At 43.3% G+C, this 17,318-nt stretch carries 15 protein-coding genes; 9 read left to right on the forward strand and 6 right to left on the reverse strand.

The window, feature by feature from the left end; genetic code table 11:
• Positions 1-11: 11 nt before the first annotated feature.
• A complete protein-coding gene (locus tag L0B18_RS03085; protein ID WP_234567747.1) occupies positions 12-1,319 on the reverse strand; it encodes an efflux RND transporter periplasmic adaptor subunit in 1,308 nt (435 codons plus the stop codon).
• Positions 1,320-1,491: 172 nt separating this feature from the next.
• Here L0B18_RS03085 and L0B18_RS03090 point away from each other — a divergent pair, with 172 nt between their 5' ends.
• The 5 genes from L0B18_RS03090 (at position 1,492) to L0B18_RS03110 (ending at position 8,734) form a co-directional block, all read left to right on the forward strand.
• On the forward strand, positions 1,492-2,514 hold the full coding sequence (locus tag L0B18_RS03090) for a metal-dependent hydrolase (protein WP_234567749.1): 1,023 nt from the start codon (positions 1,492-1,494) through the stop codon (positions 2,512-2,514).
• 69 nt (positions 2,515-2,583) lie between these two features.
• Positions 2,584-3,060: a thioredoxin family protein gene (locus L0B18_RS03095; protein WP_234567750.1), complete on the forward strand. Its 477-nt coding sequence runs from the start codon at positions 2,584-2,586 to the stop codon at positions 3,058-3,060.
• 267 nt (positions 3,061-3,327) lie between these two features.
• Positions 3,328-5,382, forward strand: coding sequence for a S9 family peptidase (locus L0B18_RS03100; RefSeq protein ID WP_234567752.1), 2,055 nt, complete (start codon positions 3,328-3,330; stop codon positions 5,380-5,382).
• Positions 5,383-5,557: 175 nt separating this feature from the next.
• Positions 5,558-6,427, forward strand: a complete 870-nt coding sequence (gene mtgA / locus L0B18_RS03105; protein ID WP_234567754.1) for a monofunctional biosynthetic peptidoglycan transglycosylase — start codon at positions 5,558-5,560, stop codon at positions 6,425-6,427.
• Positions 6,428-6,550: 123 nt separating this feature from the next.
• Positions 6,551-8,734, forward strand: coding sequence for an ATP-binding protein (locus L0B18_RS03110; RefSeq protein WP_234567756.1), 2,184 nt, complete (start codon positions 6,551-6,553; stop codon positions 8,732-8,734).
• Between the two features lie 18 nt (positions 8,735-8,752).
• Here the strand turns inward: L0B18_RS03110 and L0B18_RS03115 are convergent, their stop codons facing one another.
• The 3 genes from L0B18_RS03115 to L0B18_RS03125 form a co-directional block, all read right to left on the reverse strand.
• Positions 8,753-9,412: an HD domain-containing protein gene (locus L0B18_RS03115; RefSeq protein ID WP_234567757.1), complete on the reverse strand. Its 660-nt coding sequence runs from the start codon at positions 9,410-9,412 to the stop codon at positions 8,753-8,755.
• A 9-nt stretch (positions 9,413-9,421) separates the two neighbouring features.
• Positions 9,422-10,327: a sulfurtransferase gene (locus L0B18_RS03120; RefSeq protein WP_234567759.1), complete on the reverse strand. Its 906-nt coding sequence runs from the start codon at positions 10,325-10,327 to the stop codon at positions 9,422-9,424.
• 122 nt (positions 10,328-10,449) lie between these two features.
• Entirely contained in the window at positions 10,450-11,307 is an 858-nt protein-coding gene (locus tag L0B18_RS03125; RefSeq protein ID WP_234567771.1) for a formate/nitrite transporter family protein, read from the reverse strand.
• A 163-nt stretch (positions 11,308-11,470) separates the two neighbouring features.
• Between L0B18_RS03125 and L0B18_RS03130 the strand changes: the two genes are divergently transcribed.
• From L0B18_RS03130 to L0B18_RS03145, 4 genes are read left to right on the forward strand one after another with little or no spacing between them, the layout of a single operon-like run.
• Complete coding sequence (locus tag L0B18_RS03130) at positions 11,471-11,941, forward strand: CHRD domain-containing protein (protein ID WP_234567773.1); 471 nt, start codon at positions 11,471-11,473, stop codon at positions 11,939-11,941.
• Between the two features lie 15 nt (positions 11,942-11,956).
• Positions 11,957-12,607, forward strand: coding sequence for an SDR family oxidoreductase (locus L0B18_RS03135; RefSeq protein WP_234567776.1), 651 nt, complete (start codon positions 11,957-11,959; stop codon positions 12,605-12,607).
• Positions 12,608-13,054, forward strand: coding sequence for a lasso peptide biosynthesis B2 protein (locus L0B18_RS03140; RefSeq protein ID WP_234567778.1), 447 nt, complete (start codon positions 12,608-12,610; stop codon positions 13,052-13,054). It begins immediately after the preceding gene.
• A 12-nt stretch (positions 13,055-13,066) separates the two neighbouring features.
• Entirely contained in the window at positions 13,067-13,342 is a 276-nt protein-coding gene (locus L0B18_RS03145) for a PqqD family protein (RefSeq protein WP_234567780.1), read from the forward strand.
• Between the two features lie 373 nt (positions 13,343-13,715).
• Here the strand turns inward: L0B18_RS03145 and L0B18_RS03150 are convergent, their stop codons facing one another.
• Entirely contained in the window at positions 13,716-14,975 is a 1,260-nt protein-coding gene (locus L0B18_RS03150; protein WP_234567782.1) for a serine hydrolase domain-containing protein, read from the reverse strand.
• A 101-nt stretch (positions 14,976-15,076) separates the two neighbouring features.
• A complete protein-coding gene (locus L0B18_RS03155) occupies positions 15,077-17,296 on the reverse strand; it encodes a helicase HerA domain-containing protein (RefSeq protein ID WP_234567783.1) in 2,220 nt (739 codons plus the stop codon).
• Positions 17,297-17,318 lie beyond the last annotated feature (22 nt).

Consider the following 17,318-nt stretch of genomic DNA (forward strand, 5'->3'; position numbering starts at 1 on the left):
ATTCTATCCTGTTAAAGTTGTGAACTGGTTGAGGATTGGGTTGTTTCAACTACTCCGGTATTCATAATATCTTCGAGGAGATCTTCCGGGCGCAGTTGTTGCATTTCCATAATATTGTTCCAGGTTGTAGGACGAACGCGTGCCTGGCCACTGTTGTCCCGTTCAAGCAAATTGTGACCCACCGTTACCACCCACTGGCCACTTCTGATACCTGTAACACCAGCCGCTTCACGCCCCTGGGCAATGACTTCAATCGGCACAAATTCTACATCTGTTGGGTTGCTGAGATTCGCTTCTGAGCCATCTTCCGGTTGCTCCATCAGCTCGGATTCGATACCGAAACTTGGCGCTATATATACACCTGATACTCCAGTCTGTGGATTTCTGTGAATAGAACTAAGCGGAATAATTGTGGCTTGTTCACTTTCGCCGTACAGAACATCTACAGTTACAAACATTCCCGGCATTAACACATTGCCTTCATTCCTGATATCAATTTCCGCTTCTGTACTGAAATTCCCTGCTCCCAAAAAAGGAGATATCCGTGAAATTTCTGCTGTTAACACCGTATCAGCTAAATTTTCGGAGAAGATCCGCACCGATTGTTCCGTGCCAATATAACTCAGCATTCGTTCGGTCAGATTGATGGTAATTTTCGATTCGCTTAAGTCACCAATCGTAAAAAGCCGTGTACTTGAATTGACCTGCATCCCGATTTCTGCATTTCTTTGGCCCACAGTACCGCTAACAGGCGCTAAAATTTGAGTTTGATCAAGCGCATCTCTTTGCTCTTCCAGACTGGCGCGGGCCTGTTCCACACGGGCTTGTGCCAACTCATGGCTTGCTTCAGCAGATTGCAATTGAGCTTCCGACTGTTCAAGTTCAAGGTCGCTGGTTAAATCCTGCTGTGCCAAAATACGAATACGTTTCAATTCAGCCTCTACCTCTCCCAAAGCGGCCTGTGCCTGCTTTTCCTGGGCAATACTGATTCTCAAATTGGCTTCAGCCTGGCGTAAACGCTCGCGGTATTCGCCATCGCGCAGTTGCACCAAAACATCTCCCTGATTTACCCGGTCACCATTTTGCACATAAACCGTTTCAATCGGGGCAGAAATCTCCGGGTAAATATCTACCTGGTTGGCAGCCCGCACAATTCCGTTAAGTCTCTCTTCTAAAGGCAGCGATCCGAACTGAGCCTGTACAGCTTCAACCGCAGGAAGTACCCGGCTGAATTCATCTTCACCTCCTTCTTCAGAACCACACCCCTGTAACAGAAGCAAAAGAAATGCTGTAATCGTTATGTATGATAGAACTTTCATAATTTCATTATTATTAATTGAAACAATAGAATAACATTATTTCTTAATATTCATTCACTTCTGATTGTTAAAAGGTTTAAAAATATTTTATTGATTTTTTCAGGGATTTCCTTCAAAATATCCCTTTTTCCCGAACCAGTAATTTTCTAAATCTACAGATCGATTTCTCCGGATGGATTCAATTACTCAAATAGCTCTTGGAGCAGCCATAGGCGAGTCTGTTCTTGGAAGAAAAATCGGTATCCGGGCAGCCGCATGGGGCGCCCTTTTGGGAACACTTCCCGATCTTGATGTACTTGCCAATCCGCTTCTTGATAACGTTTCAGAACTCGGCTTTCACAGGAGTTTGACACACTCATTTCTTTTCTGCTTTTTGGCTTCTCCGTTGTTTGGCTATGCCATCAATTATGTGCAACAAAAATGGGATGTGGGTTGGCGGCGGTGGACCAAACTCGTGTTTCTCGTCTTTTTCACACATATCCTGCTGGATGTTCAAACCACATACGGCACACAAGTATTTTACCCATTCTCTGACTGGCCGATTACAACGGATTCTATTTTTATCATAGATCCTGTTTATACGCTTCTGCTTTTTTTCGGGCTGATTCCCGCTCTTTTTATGGAGTGGTCGTCCCAAAAGCGGATGATACTAAACCGTGGCGGACTCCTTTTGAGTACATTTTACCTTGTGTGGGCGTTGGGAATCAAGGCCCATGTTCACAGTGTGTACGATGCTTCTTTTGAAAATCAGTACGGCTATTATGATCAGATCAAAACCACACCCAACGGGCCAACCACTTTTTTATGGACAGGATACATCATTCGTGAAGATACCGTTTATCAATCCGTATACTCTATTTTTGATGATGATACGGATCTTGAATTCCGGGTCATCCCAAGAAATACAAATTTAATTGAGCCATACAAGAATGACCGGGGTGTGGAGACTCTGCTGTGGTTTTCCCGGGATTATTACAGCGTGGGAGAGAAGGACGGCGTTCTTGTTTTTAACGATCTAAGATTTGGACGCAGTGATTTATGGCTGACAAATAATGAAGAAGCCGAGTTTGTTTGGCAAAACTATATCCTTCTTGATGATGAAGGAAATGCCGCATCATTTGAACTCGCCACCCCATCTTTCAGCACACGATCTTCTATTCTCTCTCGTTTTATCGACCGTATAAAAGGTGAGTAAATCTTTTTATATTTGAACCTCCCTTTGATGAGGGATCTTGTTTAAAAATCCATTTTATCAATCATAACCATGAACAGAAAAATCATCATCGCCCTGCTGATTGCCGGCTTTATCGGCGTTTATGCGTATTACTCCTTCCAACAGGTTTCTCCGGATGAAATTGAAAATGCCCCGGAATGGATCCCACTGGAAACAGCTCAAAAACAGGCGTCAGATCAGAACAAGCTCATCATGATTGATATCTATGAAGTGGGTTGCCAATACTGCCGCGCAATGGAGAGAGAAGTCTATCCGTCACCAAGCGTTCGGGCTGTTTTGGACCGAGATTTTGTCCCCGTAAAAATCAACGGACATTCCGAAAATACGGTAATTTATAAAGGAGAAGAGATGACTGAGCAGCAGTTTGCCAGCCAAATGGGAGTAACCGCCTATCCGTTTACAGTGATCATGGATGGCGAAGGTAACGTCATCGATTCCCGCCGCGGATATATGAACATCGTAAACTTTTCCCGGTTTTTGAGAGATTCGGTTGAAAAGGCTACTTAAATCATACTGGTAAATATCTGGCTCTCATATTATAGAATGTGAGTCGCCATGAAACTCTGAATCAAATTCAGAAGTTTTTAGAACACCTGTAGTTCGCCCCGCGCTCACCTTTCATCACGTATCTGATTAACCGTTTCTGGGAATGTTCTTCTCCTCTCAACCTGTTCTACCATCAGCTACAAAAATAGACTCTCAAATGGCTTTCTTTCTTATATTTATATGTCTTGAGAAAGATTCTTTAACCAAACACTAAAAATTTATTCGACTATGAATTCAATTTCATCAGTGTTCAGAAAATCGGGGTACCTATCTGTTTTTATTCTATTCCTTTTCAGCTTCCAGGCAACGGCTATCGCTCAAAATGTAGTTACGCCACAACACATTGCGAGCATGGAATCCGTATCCAGCACAGTAATTTCCAGTGACGGACAACACATCGCATATACCGTAAGCAAACCTGCCGATCCCTATAAAGAAAACGCGGCAAACAGTTTACACTTGTATGTTCTTGAAGTAGAAGAAGGCACAACCAAACCCTATTACACATCCGGATCTGTAAGCTCCGTGCAGTTTCGGCCGGGACAAAACACCCTTACATTTCTTACCCAGCGAGAAAATGATGATACCCGATCACTTTACGAAATTCCCCTGGATGGAGGAGAGCCTGTAAAACTGTTCAGCTTCAGTCAAAATATTCTCTCTTATTCCTGGCATAACGACGGGAACCATATTGCGTTTATGGCCAACGAGCAGAAAGAGAAATCAGCATCGTCGCTTCCCTACGAAGCCGATGTCTACGAAGAAAATCTTGTAAATCGCAGGGGATACATTGCCAATGTCGCGGTCAGTGCACAAAGTGCGCGTGATATCGCCGTGGAAGGTTCCATTTATATGATGGAATGGAGCCCCGATGGAAACCGGCTTGCTGTTTCTGCTGCTCCCACGCCGCATGTGGACGATCAGTACATGAGCCAGAAGATTTTTATAATCAACCCCGATACTCAACAGGTTATTTCCGAAATCAACAATGAAGGAAAACTTGGGCAGATTGAATGGAGTCCCAACGGGCAGCGTCTTGCTCTTCTTGCCGCATCGAATATTAATGATCCGATTGATGGGCGAATTCTGATCGTTTCGGCCAGGGGAGGTGTTCCGCAGATTATCGACAGAAATTACCAGGGAATGTACAATCAAATTAAATGGGTGGAAGAGAATTATATCCATTTTCTTTCCAGTGAAAGCGCCGCTTCCCGCCTTGGTAAAATTCGCTTTGACGGTGCAGAAAAAATGACGCTTTTCTATTCGGATGAACATGCCATTTCATCCTTTTCAAAATCCGACACAACCACCTTCTCTTTTGTAGCGAGTTCCCCCAGTCATCCGGGCGAAGTTTTTTATCTACCCAATAGAGAAAATGCAATGCATGAACGCATGACTTATCACAATGAATGGCTAAACAGTGTGGAGCTGGGGCGTCAGGAAATGGTTTCGTACCCGTCCAGAGATGGAGAATATACGATTGATGGAATCCTGATTTATCCTGTTGGATATGCGGAAGGAACTCAGGTTCCGGTAATTACACAGGTTCACGGCGGGCCCGAATCGCATTACGATAACGGCTGGCTTACAAACTATTCCATGCCGGGACAAGTGGCCGCAGGTAAAGGATACGCCGTATTTTACCCTAATTACCGAGGTAGCACGGGCCGCGGAATTGACTTTGCATTCAGCAGTCAGGCCGATCTTGCGGGCGCCGAGTTTGATGATATTGTGGATGGAGTTGATTTCCTGATTGAACAGGGAATTGCCGATCCCGATCGCATTGGCGTTACCGGCGGCTCATATGGCGGTTACGCCTCTGCCTGGATGAGCACGTACTACTCGCACCGGTTTGCAGCCGCCGTCATGTTTGTTGGAGTAAGCGACAATATTTCGAAATGGGGAGAGAGCGATATTCCCGAGGAACTTTACCTGGTTCATGCCCGGAAACGACTTTGGAACGACTGGGACTGGTTTTTGCAACGAAGCCCAATTTTTCATGTTGAAAATGCACAAACTCCAATCCTCATTATGCACGGCGCTGAAGATCCGCGCGTTCACCCCTCCCAATCACTTGAACTCTATCGCCATCTGAAAGTACGCAAACCAAACCTTCCGGTTCGGCTTGTTTACTATCCGGGAGAAGGGCACGGTAACAGGCGTGCATCCGCAAAGCTTGATTATTCCTATCGCATGCTTCAGTGGTTTGATACCTACTTGATGAGCGGCGATGCCACTGCACAAAAACCATCCTGGCAGTCACCGGTTCCTGAAAAAGAATAGATTTTACGATCTCTGCTATTTTTAATTATAAGAGTTATTATTTAATCTAATCCCCGTTCTATACGGGGATTTTCTTTTTTCATCTCAACAAATACTTTTTCATACATTTTAAAAATCACAAAAGTGGTTTCTACAGGCTGAAACAAATGTAAAACCCGACTGTTAAACAGTTACTATGTTGAAAAAAACGTTGCAAATATTCGGATCGGTACTGCTGGGAACAGGGTTTTCGCTGATCTTTTTTATTATGGTGCTTCGCTGGATCAATCCTCCCTTTACGGCTTTCACACTACAAGCTGACTGGAACGAACTTGACCAGGACTTTTATAGCCTCCGTTCAACATGGGTTTCCGCTGAAGAACTTCCCGAACAGATGGTCTGGGCTGTTGTAGCTGCAGAAGACCAACTTTTTTTTGAACATCATGGTTTTGATGTAGAATCGATTGAAGATGCCTGGGAAGATTACCAGGAAGGTGAACGTACGCGGGGTGCCAGTACCATTTCGCAACAGGTGGCAAAAAATCTTTTCCTTTCGCCCGCCCAATCGCTCTTCCGGAAGGGAATTGAAGCCGGTATTACTGTTTTGATCGAGCTGTTCTGGACCAAAGAACGGATCATCGAAATGTATCTTAATATTGCCGAATTTGGACCGGGAGTTTTTGGAATAGGAAAAGCGTCTGAAGTTTACTTCAACCGCGAACCTGATCAATTAACGCCGGAAATGGCCGCTCGGTTTGCAGCAGTTCTGCCAAGCCCGAAACGGATGCGTGTCAACCCTCCATCACCTTATACACAAGAACGCAGCCGGTGGATTTTACGCCAGATGAATCAGCTGACGGGCAAAATCTATTATGCATTTGAGCAAAATGCTTCACAGCCAGAACCTTCACCAGAAGAGCCTGATTCAACCGTTTTTGATTCGACTGGAAATTCAACCAATCCGGATTCTCTGGCAGTGGATTTGTCTCCGGATACTCTTTTCCGGGAATTACCGGATTCCACAGTATCTGTTTCTGACACAAGCGATACAACTCAGGTCTTTTAAAAAGTTAAAACAGTTTCTTCAGCCAAAACCTTAAATTTGCTGCATTATCATTTTATCATCAAAAAATAGAGTTTTTTAAAACTTTAGAATATCTTAATAGTTTATGTGGATATTTTTAGGACTATGGGTTACTCTCAAGTCGATAAATTAAAGACGGGTTTATCAGCGGGTGCTGTACTTTTCTGCCTGATAATTTTTTTTGGGTTCGGCAACAACATTCAGTCGAGTGCCCGAAGTATATCTGAGAACGGGCCGGATGAGATGGCCGTTCGCGACACTACCTATGTAAGAAAGCTAAACGAAAGCGCCTTAAACTTTTTGGAAAGTGGAAGGCTCGATTCTGCAGCGGTTCTAATCCACGAAGCATACAGCCTTTCAAGTATTTTAGATGATGTTGAAGGTGAGGCCTTTGCCTCTGCCAATTTGGCCAAGTATTATGATATGCGGGGGATGCCCGATTCAACCGTTTCAGCACTTGAAGAAAGTCTTTCCAAATATGAGGGCACCCAAAAATATACCCGCCTGGGCAATCTGATTGCAACGGCCCATCACCAGCTAGGTAATTTCCAGCAGTCCCTTGATCTTTACCGTGAGCTGCTGGACGTCTCTGTCCAGGAACAGGATACATCTATGCAGGTTGCTCTGACCCAAAATATGGGGAACAGTTACAGCTCTCTGGGAGATATTCCTTCCGCCATAGACAGTTACCTGAACAGCATGCAGATGGCGGAAGAAAATAAGGACACTCTTGCATTAGCCGTAGTTCTGGACAACTTAGCTTCCATCAATGCGGAAGAGGGTAATTTTGAACTGGCCGAAGAATACCTGTTCCGCGCACTCGATCTCAATAAAGAAATAGAAAACTGGCAGAATCAGATTACCAATCATATGAGCCTGGGTATTCTCTACAAAGATTGGGATAAATTTGACCTGTCTCGCGAAAATTATGAACGTGTTCTTGAACTGGCAGATGAAACCGGAAACGTAATCAGCCGCATTCAGGCTATTTACAATCTAGGAATTTTATACACCTCAATGGGAGAAGCCGATCTGGCTATGGAATCATTCCAGGAATCTCTGAGGCTCAGTGAAGAGAACAATATTCCCATCGGATTTTTCTATAACAGGGCCGGCATTGGGGATTTGCACGTTGAACTTGAGGAATACGATCAGGCAATCGACAATTACCAACAGGCCCTTGAAATTGCCGAAATGGTTCAGGGTTCTGAACTGATTCGAAATACCCTTCAGAAATTATATGAAACAGCAGACAAAGCCGGTGATACTCTGCTTGCATATCCATATTTGCAGCGATACCTGGCTCTTGTAGACAGCCTCTCCCTAACAGAGAGGGAAGCAGCCCTTGCCCGGCAAGAAGCTATGCTCGGGCTTCGCAGCGAACGAGAGCAACGCGCACTGCTCGAAGATGCCATTGAAGCTCAGCAAAGAAACTCTTTCATTGTGTGGACATTGTTGGGAATCATTGTAATAGCTTTAATTGTCGTGATTCTACTCTATCGAAATGTCCGTGAGGCCAATGTTCTTCTGCAAAAGAGAACTGATGAGGTTACCGAAGTAAATGAAGTGAAAGACAAACTTCTGTCTGTTCTTGCTCATGATTTGCGTACACCCATCTCAAACATTCAGGGAGTAGTTTATCTGATTCGTGAAAATTTACTCGATAAGGAAGATCTCGATAACGCACTGAATCACATAGACTTTCAGTTGCAGCAAGGCATAAACACACTTACCAATTATCTTGAGTGGGCTCAGGATCACCGTGGCGGGATAACCGCTGATATGGAAAATTTCAGTCTGCTTACTGTCATTGAAAATTCCATTCATGAAATCAAAAAAAGTGCTGAAAATAAAGGCGTTATTTTGGTCAACAAAGTAAATCGTAAAACCGCCGTCTATGCCGACAAGCACATGATGAATGTGATTCTTCGAAATTTACTTTCGAATGCTATCAAGTATGTGGATGATGGCGACAGTGTAACAATTGACGCAAGGGAAACGGATTCCGACATTAAACTTTCCATTAAAGACACGGGACGAGGCATCCCGGAAGAAAAACTGAAGAATCTCTTTAAACCATTTAACCGGGTTACACGCGGAACAAAAGGTGAAATCGGTACCGGTCTCGGACTTGCACTTTGTAAAGAGTTCAGCGAAAAACAGGGAGGAACTATTCGCTGTGAAAGTGAGTCAGGGAAAGGAACTACATTTACCGTAATTCTTCAAAAAGTAAATAATAAGGCTGAAAAGCTGGAGCCAGTTGCTGCAAATAAAGTGAAGAATAGTTAGAAGTCTTTCAGGACTGGATTAAATTTCTCGCTTTAGTTTCATCAAATATTCTTCCATAAACCGAACCCTTACGTGCCCTTCTTTTTTCGCAGCTTCTGTGTGCATCATTTCGGGTAATTTGAATAATTTTTTGTAGAAATGATCAATCGTCCAGATGGTATCATCCGGATCTCTTTTTTCGCAAAACGGGTCGTCCTCATTGTAAAGCATCCGATCCAGTTTACCGCCTACCATAAAACATCGTGCAATTCCTATTGCTCCGATAGCATCCAACCGGTCGGCATCCTGTACAATTTTCGCTTCGATAGATTGCGGGGAAATTCCTGCTGAAAAACTGTGGGCTTCAATTGCGTGTTTGGTGGCATCCGTTTTTTCTTTTGGAAACTCAATTCCTTTCAAAAAGTTACCGGCTTTTTCTGCGGCAAGCATTGAAGCTCGTTTGCGGTCGGGATGATTTTTCGGAATAATGACACAATCGTGAAGCCATGCAGCAGCAATCACAATTTCCGCATCCGCTTCTTCCTGTTCTAAAATGAGCTTAGCATTTTTTACCACACGCAACATGTGGTTGAGATCATGAGCAGAGTCATCCACTTCAGAGAGAACACCTTCAATAAATTCCCTGCACTGTTGCTCCAGTGTTTGAAATCCGAAGCTAATCTGATTCTTTGAATCCATAACAAATCTTTATTGCACCACTACCGACTCTTCCCGATTTCCGTATTCCTCCCAGGAGCCTTCGTACGGGCGAACGGAATCGTAGCCCATCAACCGAAGTGTAAAGTAGGTGTGAGATCCCCGGACGTTCGACTGACAATGCGGAATGATCTCTTTATCTGGCGTAAGGCCCGCTGATGCATAGATTTCCCGGATTTCGTTTGCGGGTTTAAAATAGGGGATGCCTTCGGACTTCAGGACATCACTCCACTCTAGGTGAACGGCATTCGGAATGTGCCCGTTTTTATCCGCCCGTTTCACTTCACCGGTGTATTCGCCTTCTGATCTCACATCAAGAATAATTTTATTCGGATCTGAGGATGCCAAAACGATCGTTTCGTAATCGCAAAAACGGGCCGGCTGAACTTCCGCTGCAAAATTTCCGGGCTCTGCCTGATTCGGCTCTTCAGATGTTGGATATCCTTCCTCAACCCACGCTGCCAGTCCGCCGTCTAAGATGGACGCATTTGCAAATCCGTAATACTCAAGTGCATAAAAGAGCCGGGCAGCATCCAGGCTGTTTCCTTCATCCATGATGACCACTTTATGATCCTGATTCAATCCCAACGCTCTCATTTTTTCCTCGAACGCAGCCGGCCCAATCAGGAAATTATTGACAGAATGATCCGGATCACCAAGCTCTCTTCGGGCGGAAAAATGAACAGCATCCGGAATAAATGAGCCGCTTACGTCACTCCGCGCATCAATTAAAAATGTATCTTCATCGAGCAGCAGGTGATTCAGTTCGTCCACATCCACAAGCAATTCGGCATTTGGATACGGCACAAACTCCGTCAATTGCTCTTCCTGGGGAGATTTACAAGATGACAAAACTAAAATGGAAAGAAGCGGGACAAGCAGAAATAGTTTCTTCATAAAGCGAAATGATTTCGGATAATTTTTATTCCTAAAAAGTAATAAACTTTTGGGGTCTGAACAGTGTCGAAAATACATTTCAACTTCCCCTATTGAAAGACGCTGTGACTCTCCTTCAAAATTTATTCTATTTTTTCTTTTTCACCCTTTGGCAAGCGTTCTTCCTGAACCTGCGCATGATTAAGAATAGCCACAAGCAGAACCCCGCCAACCGTATTCCCTACGATCACGGCAGAAACCACACGTCCGTATTCGTACCATTCCACAACGCCTTTAAACACTACAAAAAACATTTCGCATGAAGCAATAATGCAGTGAAAAAGATCTGCAGAAGGAATCATAAACATCAATACATACACAGTGATAAACCGTGCCGTCATATCGCGCGCGGCATGAATCAGCCAAACCATGGAGGCAACAATCCATCCCGCAATTACTGCTTTCCAAAACAAATCCCACCAGGATAATTCCACAGCATGCTCTCCGAATTTTATGGCAGCGGCAGTAGCATCGGCATCAAAAATACCGGTATTAGCCAGGATAAAAGCCATGATAGAAGAGCCAAACAAATTTGCAAAAAGAACAACTCCCCAAAGCCTTAATAATACGGGAAGGTTGGTCAATCTTGTTAATACAAGGGTGACGGGCGTAAGCGTATTCTCTGTAAACAGCTGATACCGACCTAAAACGATCAACAAAAAACCGAGTGGATACAACAGGTTCCCCAGCAGGCCGCTGTAGTCATATGGAAGCGCCCCTGTGAAGGTAGAACGGGCTACAAAAGTAAGGCCCATGGAAAGCCCTGCAGCAAGTCCGCTCCAGAATAACAGACGGTCGGACCGGCTAAACTCCTCTTCTGCCGTAGCGGTAATGCGATGGAAAATTTCATCCGTAGAAAACATATCACGAATTGCACGGCCTCCGGCGGGCGCTCCGCTTTCGGATGTATCTACTTCATTTTCTTTGTTATTTTTTGCCATATTTATTCAACTTGCCACTAAAGAAATCTTCTGATAGCCGGCTTGTTCAAGTATCGATTGTTCGTTCCTTTGTGGAACAATCAGTTAAATAACAGATTTTATGGATTGTTTCGTGCGGTTTATTTCGTGCAAAATTTTTTGAGGATAATATCTGTTACATTCAATGAGTATTAATCGAAATCAAAAGCAAGGAAGGTCTGACATGAAATCTTATGTGATTACAATCATTTTGTTTGTTGCATGTTTTGCAAATGTGGAAGCCCAGCAAAAGCATTCCGTTATCATGACGGGCCTGGATGTTGTGCCTGATGTGCATACACCCGCCAGCGGAGGCGGCGAAGCCTGGGTTGAATCAGATACTCTTTACGTGAGATTGAAGTTCGAAAATTTACAAGCTCCTTACTATACCAGCAATATCCATTATGGTGAGGAGGGAGAAAACGGAAATCCAATCTACAAATTAACTCCCAGCCTCTCGGAGGATCACCTGAGCGGCACCTTTGATCCGGAAAACAACAAATTTGCGTTAAGTGATGCTATGAAGGAAGCCTTTGAAAATGGAAATCTCTATATCACCATCGCTTCGGAACAGCATCAACGGGGTGAGCTCCGAGGACAAATTGACGGCTTTTAACACCAAATAGTTAAAATGAAGATTACAGTTGTAGGTGCGCACGGACAAATTTCAATGCTGATGCATCCCAAGTTGATTGCAAACGGACATTCTGTTCGCGGAATCATCCGAAAAGAAAAACAAGCGGCCGATTTGAAAGAACTTGGCGTTGAACCCATCGTCGCAGATATCGAAGAGCTGGATGATATTTCCGATGCGGTGGGAGATGCAGACGCCGTACTTTTTGCCGCCGGTGCCGGACCGGGAAGCGGAGCCGAACGAAAGTGGACGGTTGACCGTGACGGAGCCATCAAACTGATTGATGCCTGTAAGAAAAACGGCATTGACCGATACGTCATTATCAGCGCGATGGGGCTCGATAATCCCCGCGGGAATGACGTCTTCCAGGTCTATCAAAAAGCAAAAGCGGAAGCGGATGAAGCCCTGAAAAAGAGTGGGTTGGATTATACCATCGTTAAACCGGGTCGTTTGACAGACGAAATCGGAACGGGAATGATTTCAGTTGGAAAAGATTTGGATCGGGGAGAAATTCCCCGTGAAGATGTCGCCTCCGTTTTGGCAGAAATTTTTGATAAATCCGAAACCATTGGAATGGAATTTGATCTACTTTCCGGCGATCAAACGATAGCAAATGCACTCGCCGAATGGACTCAGAATACTGGATAAATGAATAAACCCGCTTCAACTCTTTCCATTTTCTGGAGCAAACCGCTGAGCCAAAAACTTCTTCTGATTCGGGTTTTTCTGTTGTTATGCGTAGCGGCTGTGGCAAATTATTTGCTGCCATTTAAGATTTACGCCCGATTTCTGGGTGAAATCAATTCGGAATCAGCCAAAAATCCACAAGGTGTTGACTGGGATTATGTAGACCAAATTGCCCAATCCGTAAAAAATGTAAGCCTTGCCGGTCCGTTTGACTTTAAATGCCTTGTGCAGGCCACCGCCGGGAAAATCCTGATCGCCAGAAAAGAAATTGAAAGCACCCTCTATTTTGGGGTGAAAAGGGATGAATCCCAACAGATGAAAGCGCATGCCTGGTTGCGGGTGGGATCCAAAATTGTGCTTGGCGGTGAGGTAGCTGATGAGTATAATATAGTTTCAACATTTTGCTGAGCTGAATTTTTTATGACACGGGATACAAAAATTGTTCGAACCAACCGGGCCCTGGTCTCATCCATCAAAGATGAGCTGGTCATGTTTGATGTAAATGCCGGCCAGTATTATGGCCTGAATAACGTGGCCACCGCCGTCTGGAACAACCTCGAAACCGAAAAAACGGTAGACGAACTTTGCCAGTCTCTCACACAAGAGTTTGATATTTCCCTGGACGAGTGCCGTGAAGAAATGCTTGCCTTCTTGCCTGAATTGGAAGAGAAAGGATTGATTGAGGTTGTGGGGTAGACTAAGCGTCACCACAAGCAAACGAAAAAGTCGAGGGGATTGCCACACTTCATTCTCCCGACGGCTGTCGGGATTATTACGTTCGCAATGACACATATAAGTCCATCCCGTCATTGCGAGCAAAGCGAAGCCCCTATAGGGATGCCTTTAGCACAATCTCACATCACTGAATATTGAGAAATTGCCACGTTGTCGATCCGCTCCTCCTCTAAACTTCATTCATTATTCCCGTCATCGCGATCCCCGAACGTTAATAGAGAAACAGGCCTAATTTCACTCGGGGATTGCCACGGTCGCAGGCTCTCTCGCAATGACTTTTTTTGCAACTATTGTCATTGCGAACGGAGTGACGCAATCCCCTAACACTGTTCACCTATTCCTTTCCATCATACGCCCCATAAACCGCATCCCGGAAATCTTTATGCATCTGGTTGGCAAACGGAAACTTCTGCACGAAAAAGACGGCGGTCAATTCGTTTTGCGGATCTACCCAAAAGAGCGTACTCGCAGCGCCGTCCCAAAAGAATTCACCGACGGTACCCACATTCTCTTCCGGCGATTGTGGCGGACGAAGCCGAACCGCAAAATCAATTCCAAAACCAACCTGACCTTTACTTGGCAGCCACAGCCGTTCGGTTACATCTTCCGAAAGATGATTCGTTGCCATCAGCTCTACAGTTTCAGGTTCTAAAATTCGTACGCCGTTCAATTCTCCTTCATGAACCAGCATTTGCGCAAACGTCATATAATCGTCAAGAGTAGACGTAAAGCCAAAACCTCCGGGTGTGAGCGGCCACTCGCTGGTATTGAAAGCAAGAATCTGCTCGTCCGGAATTCGGGTAAGAGAATCGCCTTCCGCGCCGGAATAGACAGCTGCCATTCGGTTGCGGTCGCCTTCAGGGACAAAATATCTCGTCTCATCCATTCCCAGCGGATCGAGAACATGCTCACGCACATACTCATCAAACGGCTGGCCGGAAAGACGTTCTACCAAAAATGCCTGCACATCTACCGAAGGGCCATAATACCACTCATCGCCGGGATGAAAAACCAGCGGCAGACTTCCGAGTTTTTCGGCGAATTCCGTCAGTGTATTTTCGCGGTTCATGGGTTCGGCCTCCGCCAGCAGTGGACCTACATATTCCGCATTGGTATCATTTGCAAAACCGGCTGTATGCCGCGTTATATCGCGGATGGTAATTTCCCGGTTTGGCTCAGCCAATATGGGATTTCCATCTTCATCCATACCTTCGTAAACGGTCATATCGGCAAATTCCGGCGCATATTGGGAGAGAGGATCGTCCAGTTCAAACGCACCCTCTTCGTAAAGCGTCATGAGTGCAACGCCGGTGATGGGCTTGGTCATGGAATAAATCTGTACCAGCGTATTTCGTGCCATCGGAACACCTTCCTCACGATCGGCCTGGCCTACGGCATTGAAGTAAACCTCCTCACCGTCTTCATAAATCAGCGCGGACACCCCGGCTGCGGCTCCCGTCTGCACAAAACTCTGCAATGTTGAATCGATACGGGCAGCAGCCGTTTCATCGATGATTTGGGTTTCTTGTTGTTGATTCCCTGAACAAGCGGTTAGGAGGGCGAGGCTTAGGACCACATATGTTATTTTGTTCATAGTCTTTTGGATTGATAAAAATTGGATACCTAAACTATCTAATTGTAGAATAGATAAGCAGAAGAGAAGGTACTAATTTATTTTTTAGGGCTAAATATTAGCTATTCATCTTCATTATAGTCTGCAACTTCTTTTCTATCATTCAATTCCATGATCACAGGTTGTTTAAGCTTTAAAGCCTTACCTGTCACTACTGCATGTCTCTCTTCAAGTGTTGGTAGTACATTTGAATATTCGGAACCGATGTAGTTTTCAAGAAATTGTTTCCCGGTATCATCAAAAACTCGCAGTGCAAATATTGTATTACATTGATTCAAAATGCTTTTGCTAATATTCGCAGTTCTTTGAGTAACAACCATTGATCCCATACCAAACTTTCTTCCTTGTAGAATTACTTTAGCCGTTCCGTTTGTAGCACTCTTATCCCCTTCATTTGCAACAGAATTCCATTCTGGAACTAAGGAGTGAGCCTCTTCAAAAACCATTAAATACTTAGCATCAGTAGTTTCTCCTTTACTTCTTGCCATCAGAAAAATCCTTTCAGAAATAATTCTCGTTTTTTCCGCCGGTGTTAAATCATCTTTATATGTAACTTTATATTTACTGCCTGCTTTTTCTACGCGATGCCAATCTGGATTTAATATAAATATCCTTTTTCCCGATTGATCAAACTTACTTAATTCATCATCAAGTATTGATTTATATAAACTCTCATTTCCCCAAGTTTCGGGATTATCATAATCTTCTGCTCCCTTATGATGGCGTAATTGCTGCTTACTTGACTCACTAATATCAATTTCAATCAAATCATCACTTATATATTTTGGCAATGAGTCTTGGTATTGATTTGTTAGATCGATACAGAAAATTTTCACATTTGTTGATAGAATTAACTTTTGAAGTAATTCAAATGTCAAACAAGATTTTCCAATTCCCAAAATTCCTAATATTGCAGTGTTATGGGTTACTAAAGTATCAGGCTCTTTTATTGGAAATCCGTAGTTAGTTTTGGGGAGTCTACCTATAAACCTACTTGCATCATATTCAATTTCTTCTGGCTCTAATAAGAAGATTGGGGTGTATATTTCTGGAAGCCATTTAACTGTTTCTAATTCATTATTGGTAGTATCATATTCTCCCAGTTTTTGGGCAGTTCCAATTGTATAACCGTGGGAATTTTGCTTTTCCAAATCTTCTTCTTCGGTTCTACCATCAATTATTTGATAAAGAACTGATTTTCCCACTATTGAGGTCTCAAGAATTGTTCCCTCCCCAATATTTTTATCTCCCAAAGTTTCAGAATCGAAAAGAGTTAAAAATCTTATTTGTTTTATTGTTGAGCCTTTCCAAACGTAACCAATGAAATTTTTAAAGTTTTTGTATACAGAATTTCTTTCAACTTTCTCCTTTACTACATCTTCCAAATCATCTTTTTTGATATGTTTTACGGAGTGTGTTTTTGAATAGATAGTTTTTTCTCCAGAAAGCGGCTCAAATGACTTTAAATCAAAGGTTATAAAATTATTCTCATTTCCACGAAGTGAAAAGATATAAGCCCATCTTTTACCTACTAAATACTTTTCGTCAACTACTATTCCAATTATTCCTTTTTGATCACTCTCCAAATAAACTAGTTCACCTTTTAGCGACTTTAAACCTTTTAAAGTATCTCCAGTTATTTCGACTTTATAGAAATCTATACTATCATGACCAATTACTTGACCCAGTTCCTCTCCTGTTTCCTTACTGCTAGTTAGGAAGGAGAAGGTTCTCCAAATTCCTAACACCAGATAATTAACTGGCTTATTAATCAACAACAAAAACCCAAAACCAATTAATAACGCATATTCGAAATCAGGGATGCTATCTGTAAAAAAAGAGGCGACAATAAAAAAATAGAGGATTGAAAAAATTATTTCTGGCCTTGAAATTTTACAGATGATATCGGTTAAAACTTTTCTAGACTTAACCAAATTTTTACTCTGATAAAGAAAAATCAAAAGTAGTGCAGTAACGAGAAAAAATATCGAGACATAAATCCAATAATCGTAGAGAAGAAATTCATTTTGTTCACTTATGCTGAATAAAAAAAGTAGAATTGCAACCCATCTCGCAACAACTTCAACTGGTCTAGAAAAAAAGGGCTCAATTATATATGAACCTAGTACAAGTGATAAAGCTGTTACTATAAGTAAGTAGTTCCACTTGCTCGTAGTATCGAATATATTTTCAGTATCCCCACTAAAGTATAATCCTAGGAATAAAATAATCCCTAGATAAATAAATGCCGCAAGGAACCTCTGTTTAATTGTCAATTTCATAGTACCCCTCTCTTACAGATTT

The organism is Rhodohalobacter sp. 614A (genome assembly GCF_021462415.1).
Taxonomy (GTDB): Bacteria; Bacteroidota; Rhodothermia; order Balneolales; family Balneolaceae; genus Rhodohalobacter.

Bases quoted from the DNA above. Each gene is read 5' to 3' on its own strand.
- L0B18_RS03090 (WP_234567749.1), top strand. From the start codon at position 1,492: ATGGATTCAATTACTCAAATAGCTCTTGGAGCAGCCATAGGCGAGTCT.
- L0B18_RS03100 (WP_234567752.1), top strand. From the start codon at position 3,328: ATGAATTCAATTTCATCAGTGTTCAGAAAATCGGGGTACCTATCTGTT.
- L0B18_RS03125 (WP_234567771.1), bottom strand. From the start codon at position 11,307: ATGGCAAAAAATAACAAAGAAAATGAAGTAGATACATCCGAAAGCGGA.
- L0B18_RS03130 (WP_234567773.1), top strand. From the start codon at position 11,471: ATGAGTATTAATCGAAATCAAAAGCAAGGAAGGTCTGACATGAAATCT.
- L0B18_RS03085 (WP_234567747.1), bottom strand. From the start codon at position 1,319: ATGAAAGTTCTATCATACATAACGATTACAGCATTTCTTTTGCTTCTG.
- L0B18_RS03140 (WP_234567778.1), top strand. From the start codon at position 12,608: ATGAATAAACCCGCTTCAACTCTTTCCATTTTCTGGAGCAAACCGCTG.
- L0B18_RS03095 (WP_234567750.1), top strand. From the start codon at position 2,584: ATGAACAGAAAAATCATCATCGCCCTGCTGATTGCCGGCTTTATCGGC.
- L0B18_RS03110 (WP_234567756.1), top strand. From the start codon at position 6,551: ATGGGTTACTCTCAAGTCGATAAATTAAAGACGGGTTTATCAGCGGGT.
- mtgA (WP_234567754.1), top strand. From the start codon at position 5,558: ATGTTGAAAAAAACGTTGCAAATATTCGGATCGGTACTGCTGGGAACA.
- L0B18_RS03150 (WP_234567782.1), bottom strand. From the start codon at position 14,975: ATGAACAAAATAACATATGTGGTCCTAAGCCTCGCCCTCCTAACCGCT.
- L0B18_RS03155 (WP_234567783.1), bottom strand. From the start codon at position 17,296: ATGAAATTGACAATTAAACAGAGGTTCCTTGCGGCATTTATTTATCTA.
- L0B18_RS03145 (WP_234567780.1), top strand. From the start codon at position 13,067: ATGACACGGGATACAAAAATTGTTCGAACCAACCGGGCCCTGGTCTCA.
- L0B18_RS03120 (WP_234567759.1), bottom strand. From the start codon at position 10,327: ATGAAGAAACTATTTCTGCTTGTCCCGCTTCTTTCCATTTTAGTTTTG.
- L0B18_RS03135 (WP_234567776.1), top strand. From the start codon at position 11,957: ATGAAGATTACAGTTGTAGGTGCGCACGGACAAATTTCAATGCTGATG.
- L0B18_RS03115 (WP_234567757.1), bottom strand. From the start codon at position 9,412: ATGGATTCAAAGAATCAGATTAGCTTCGGATTTCAAACACTGGAGCAA.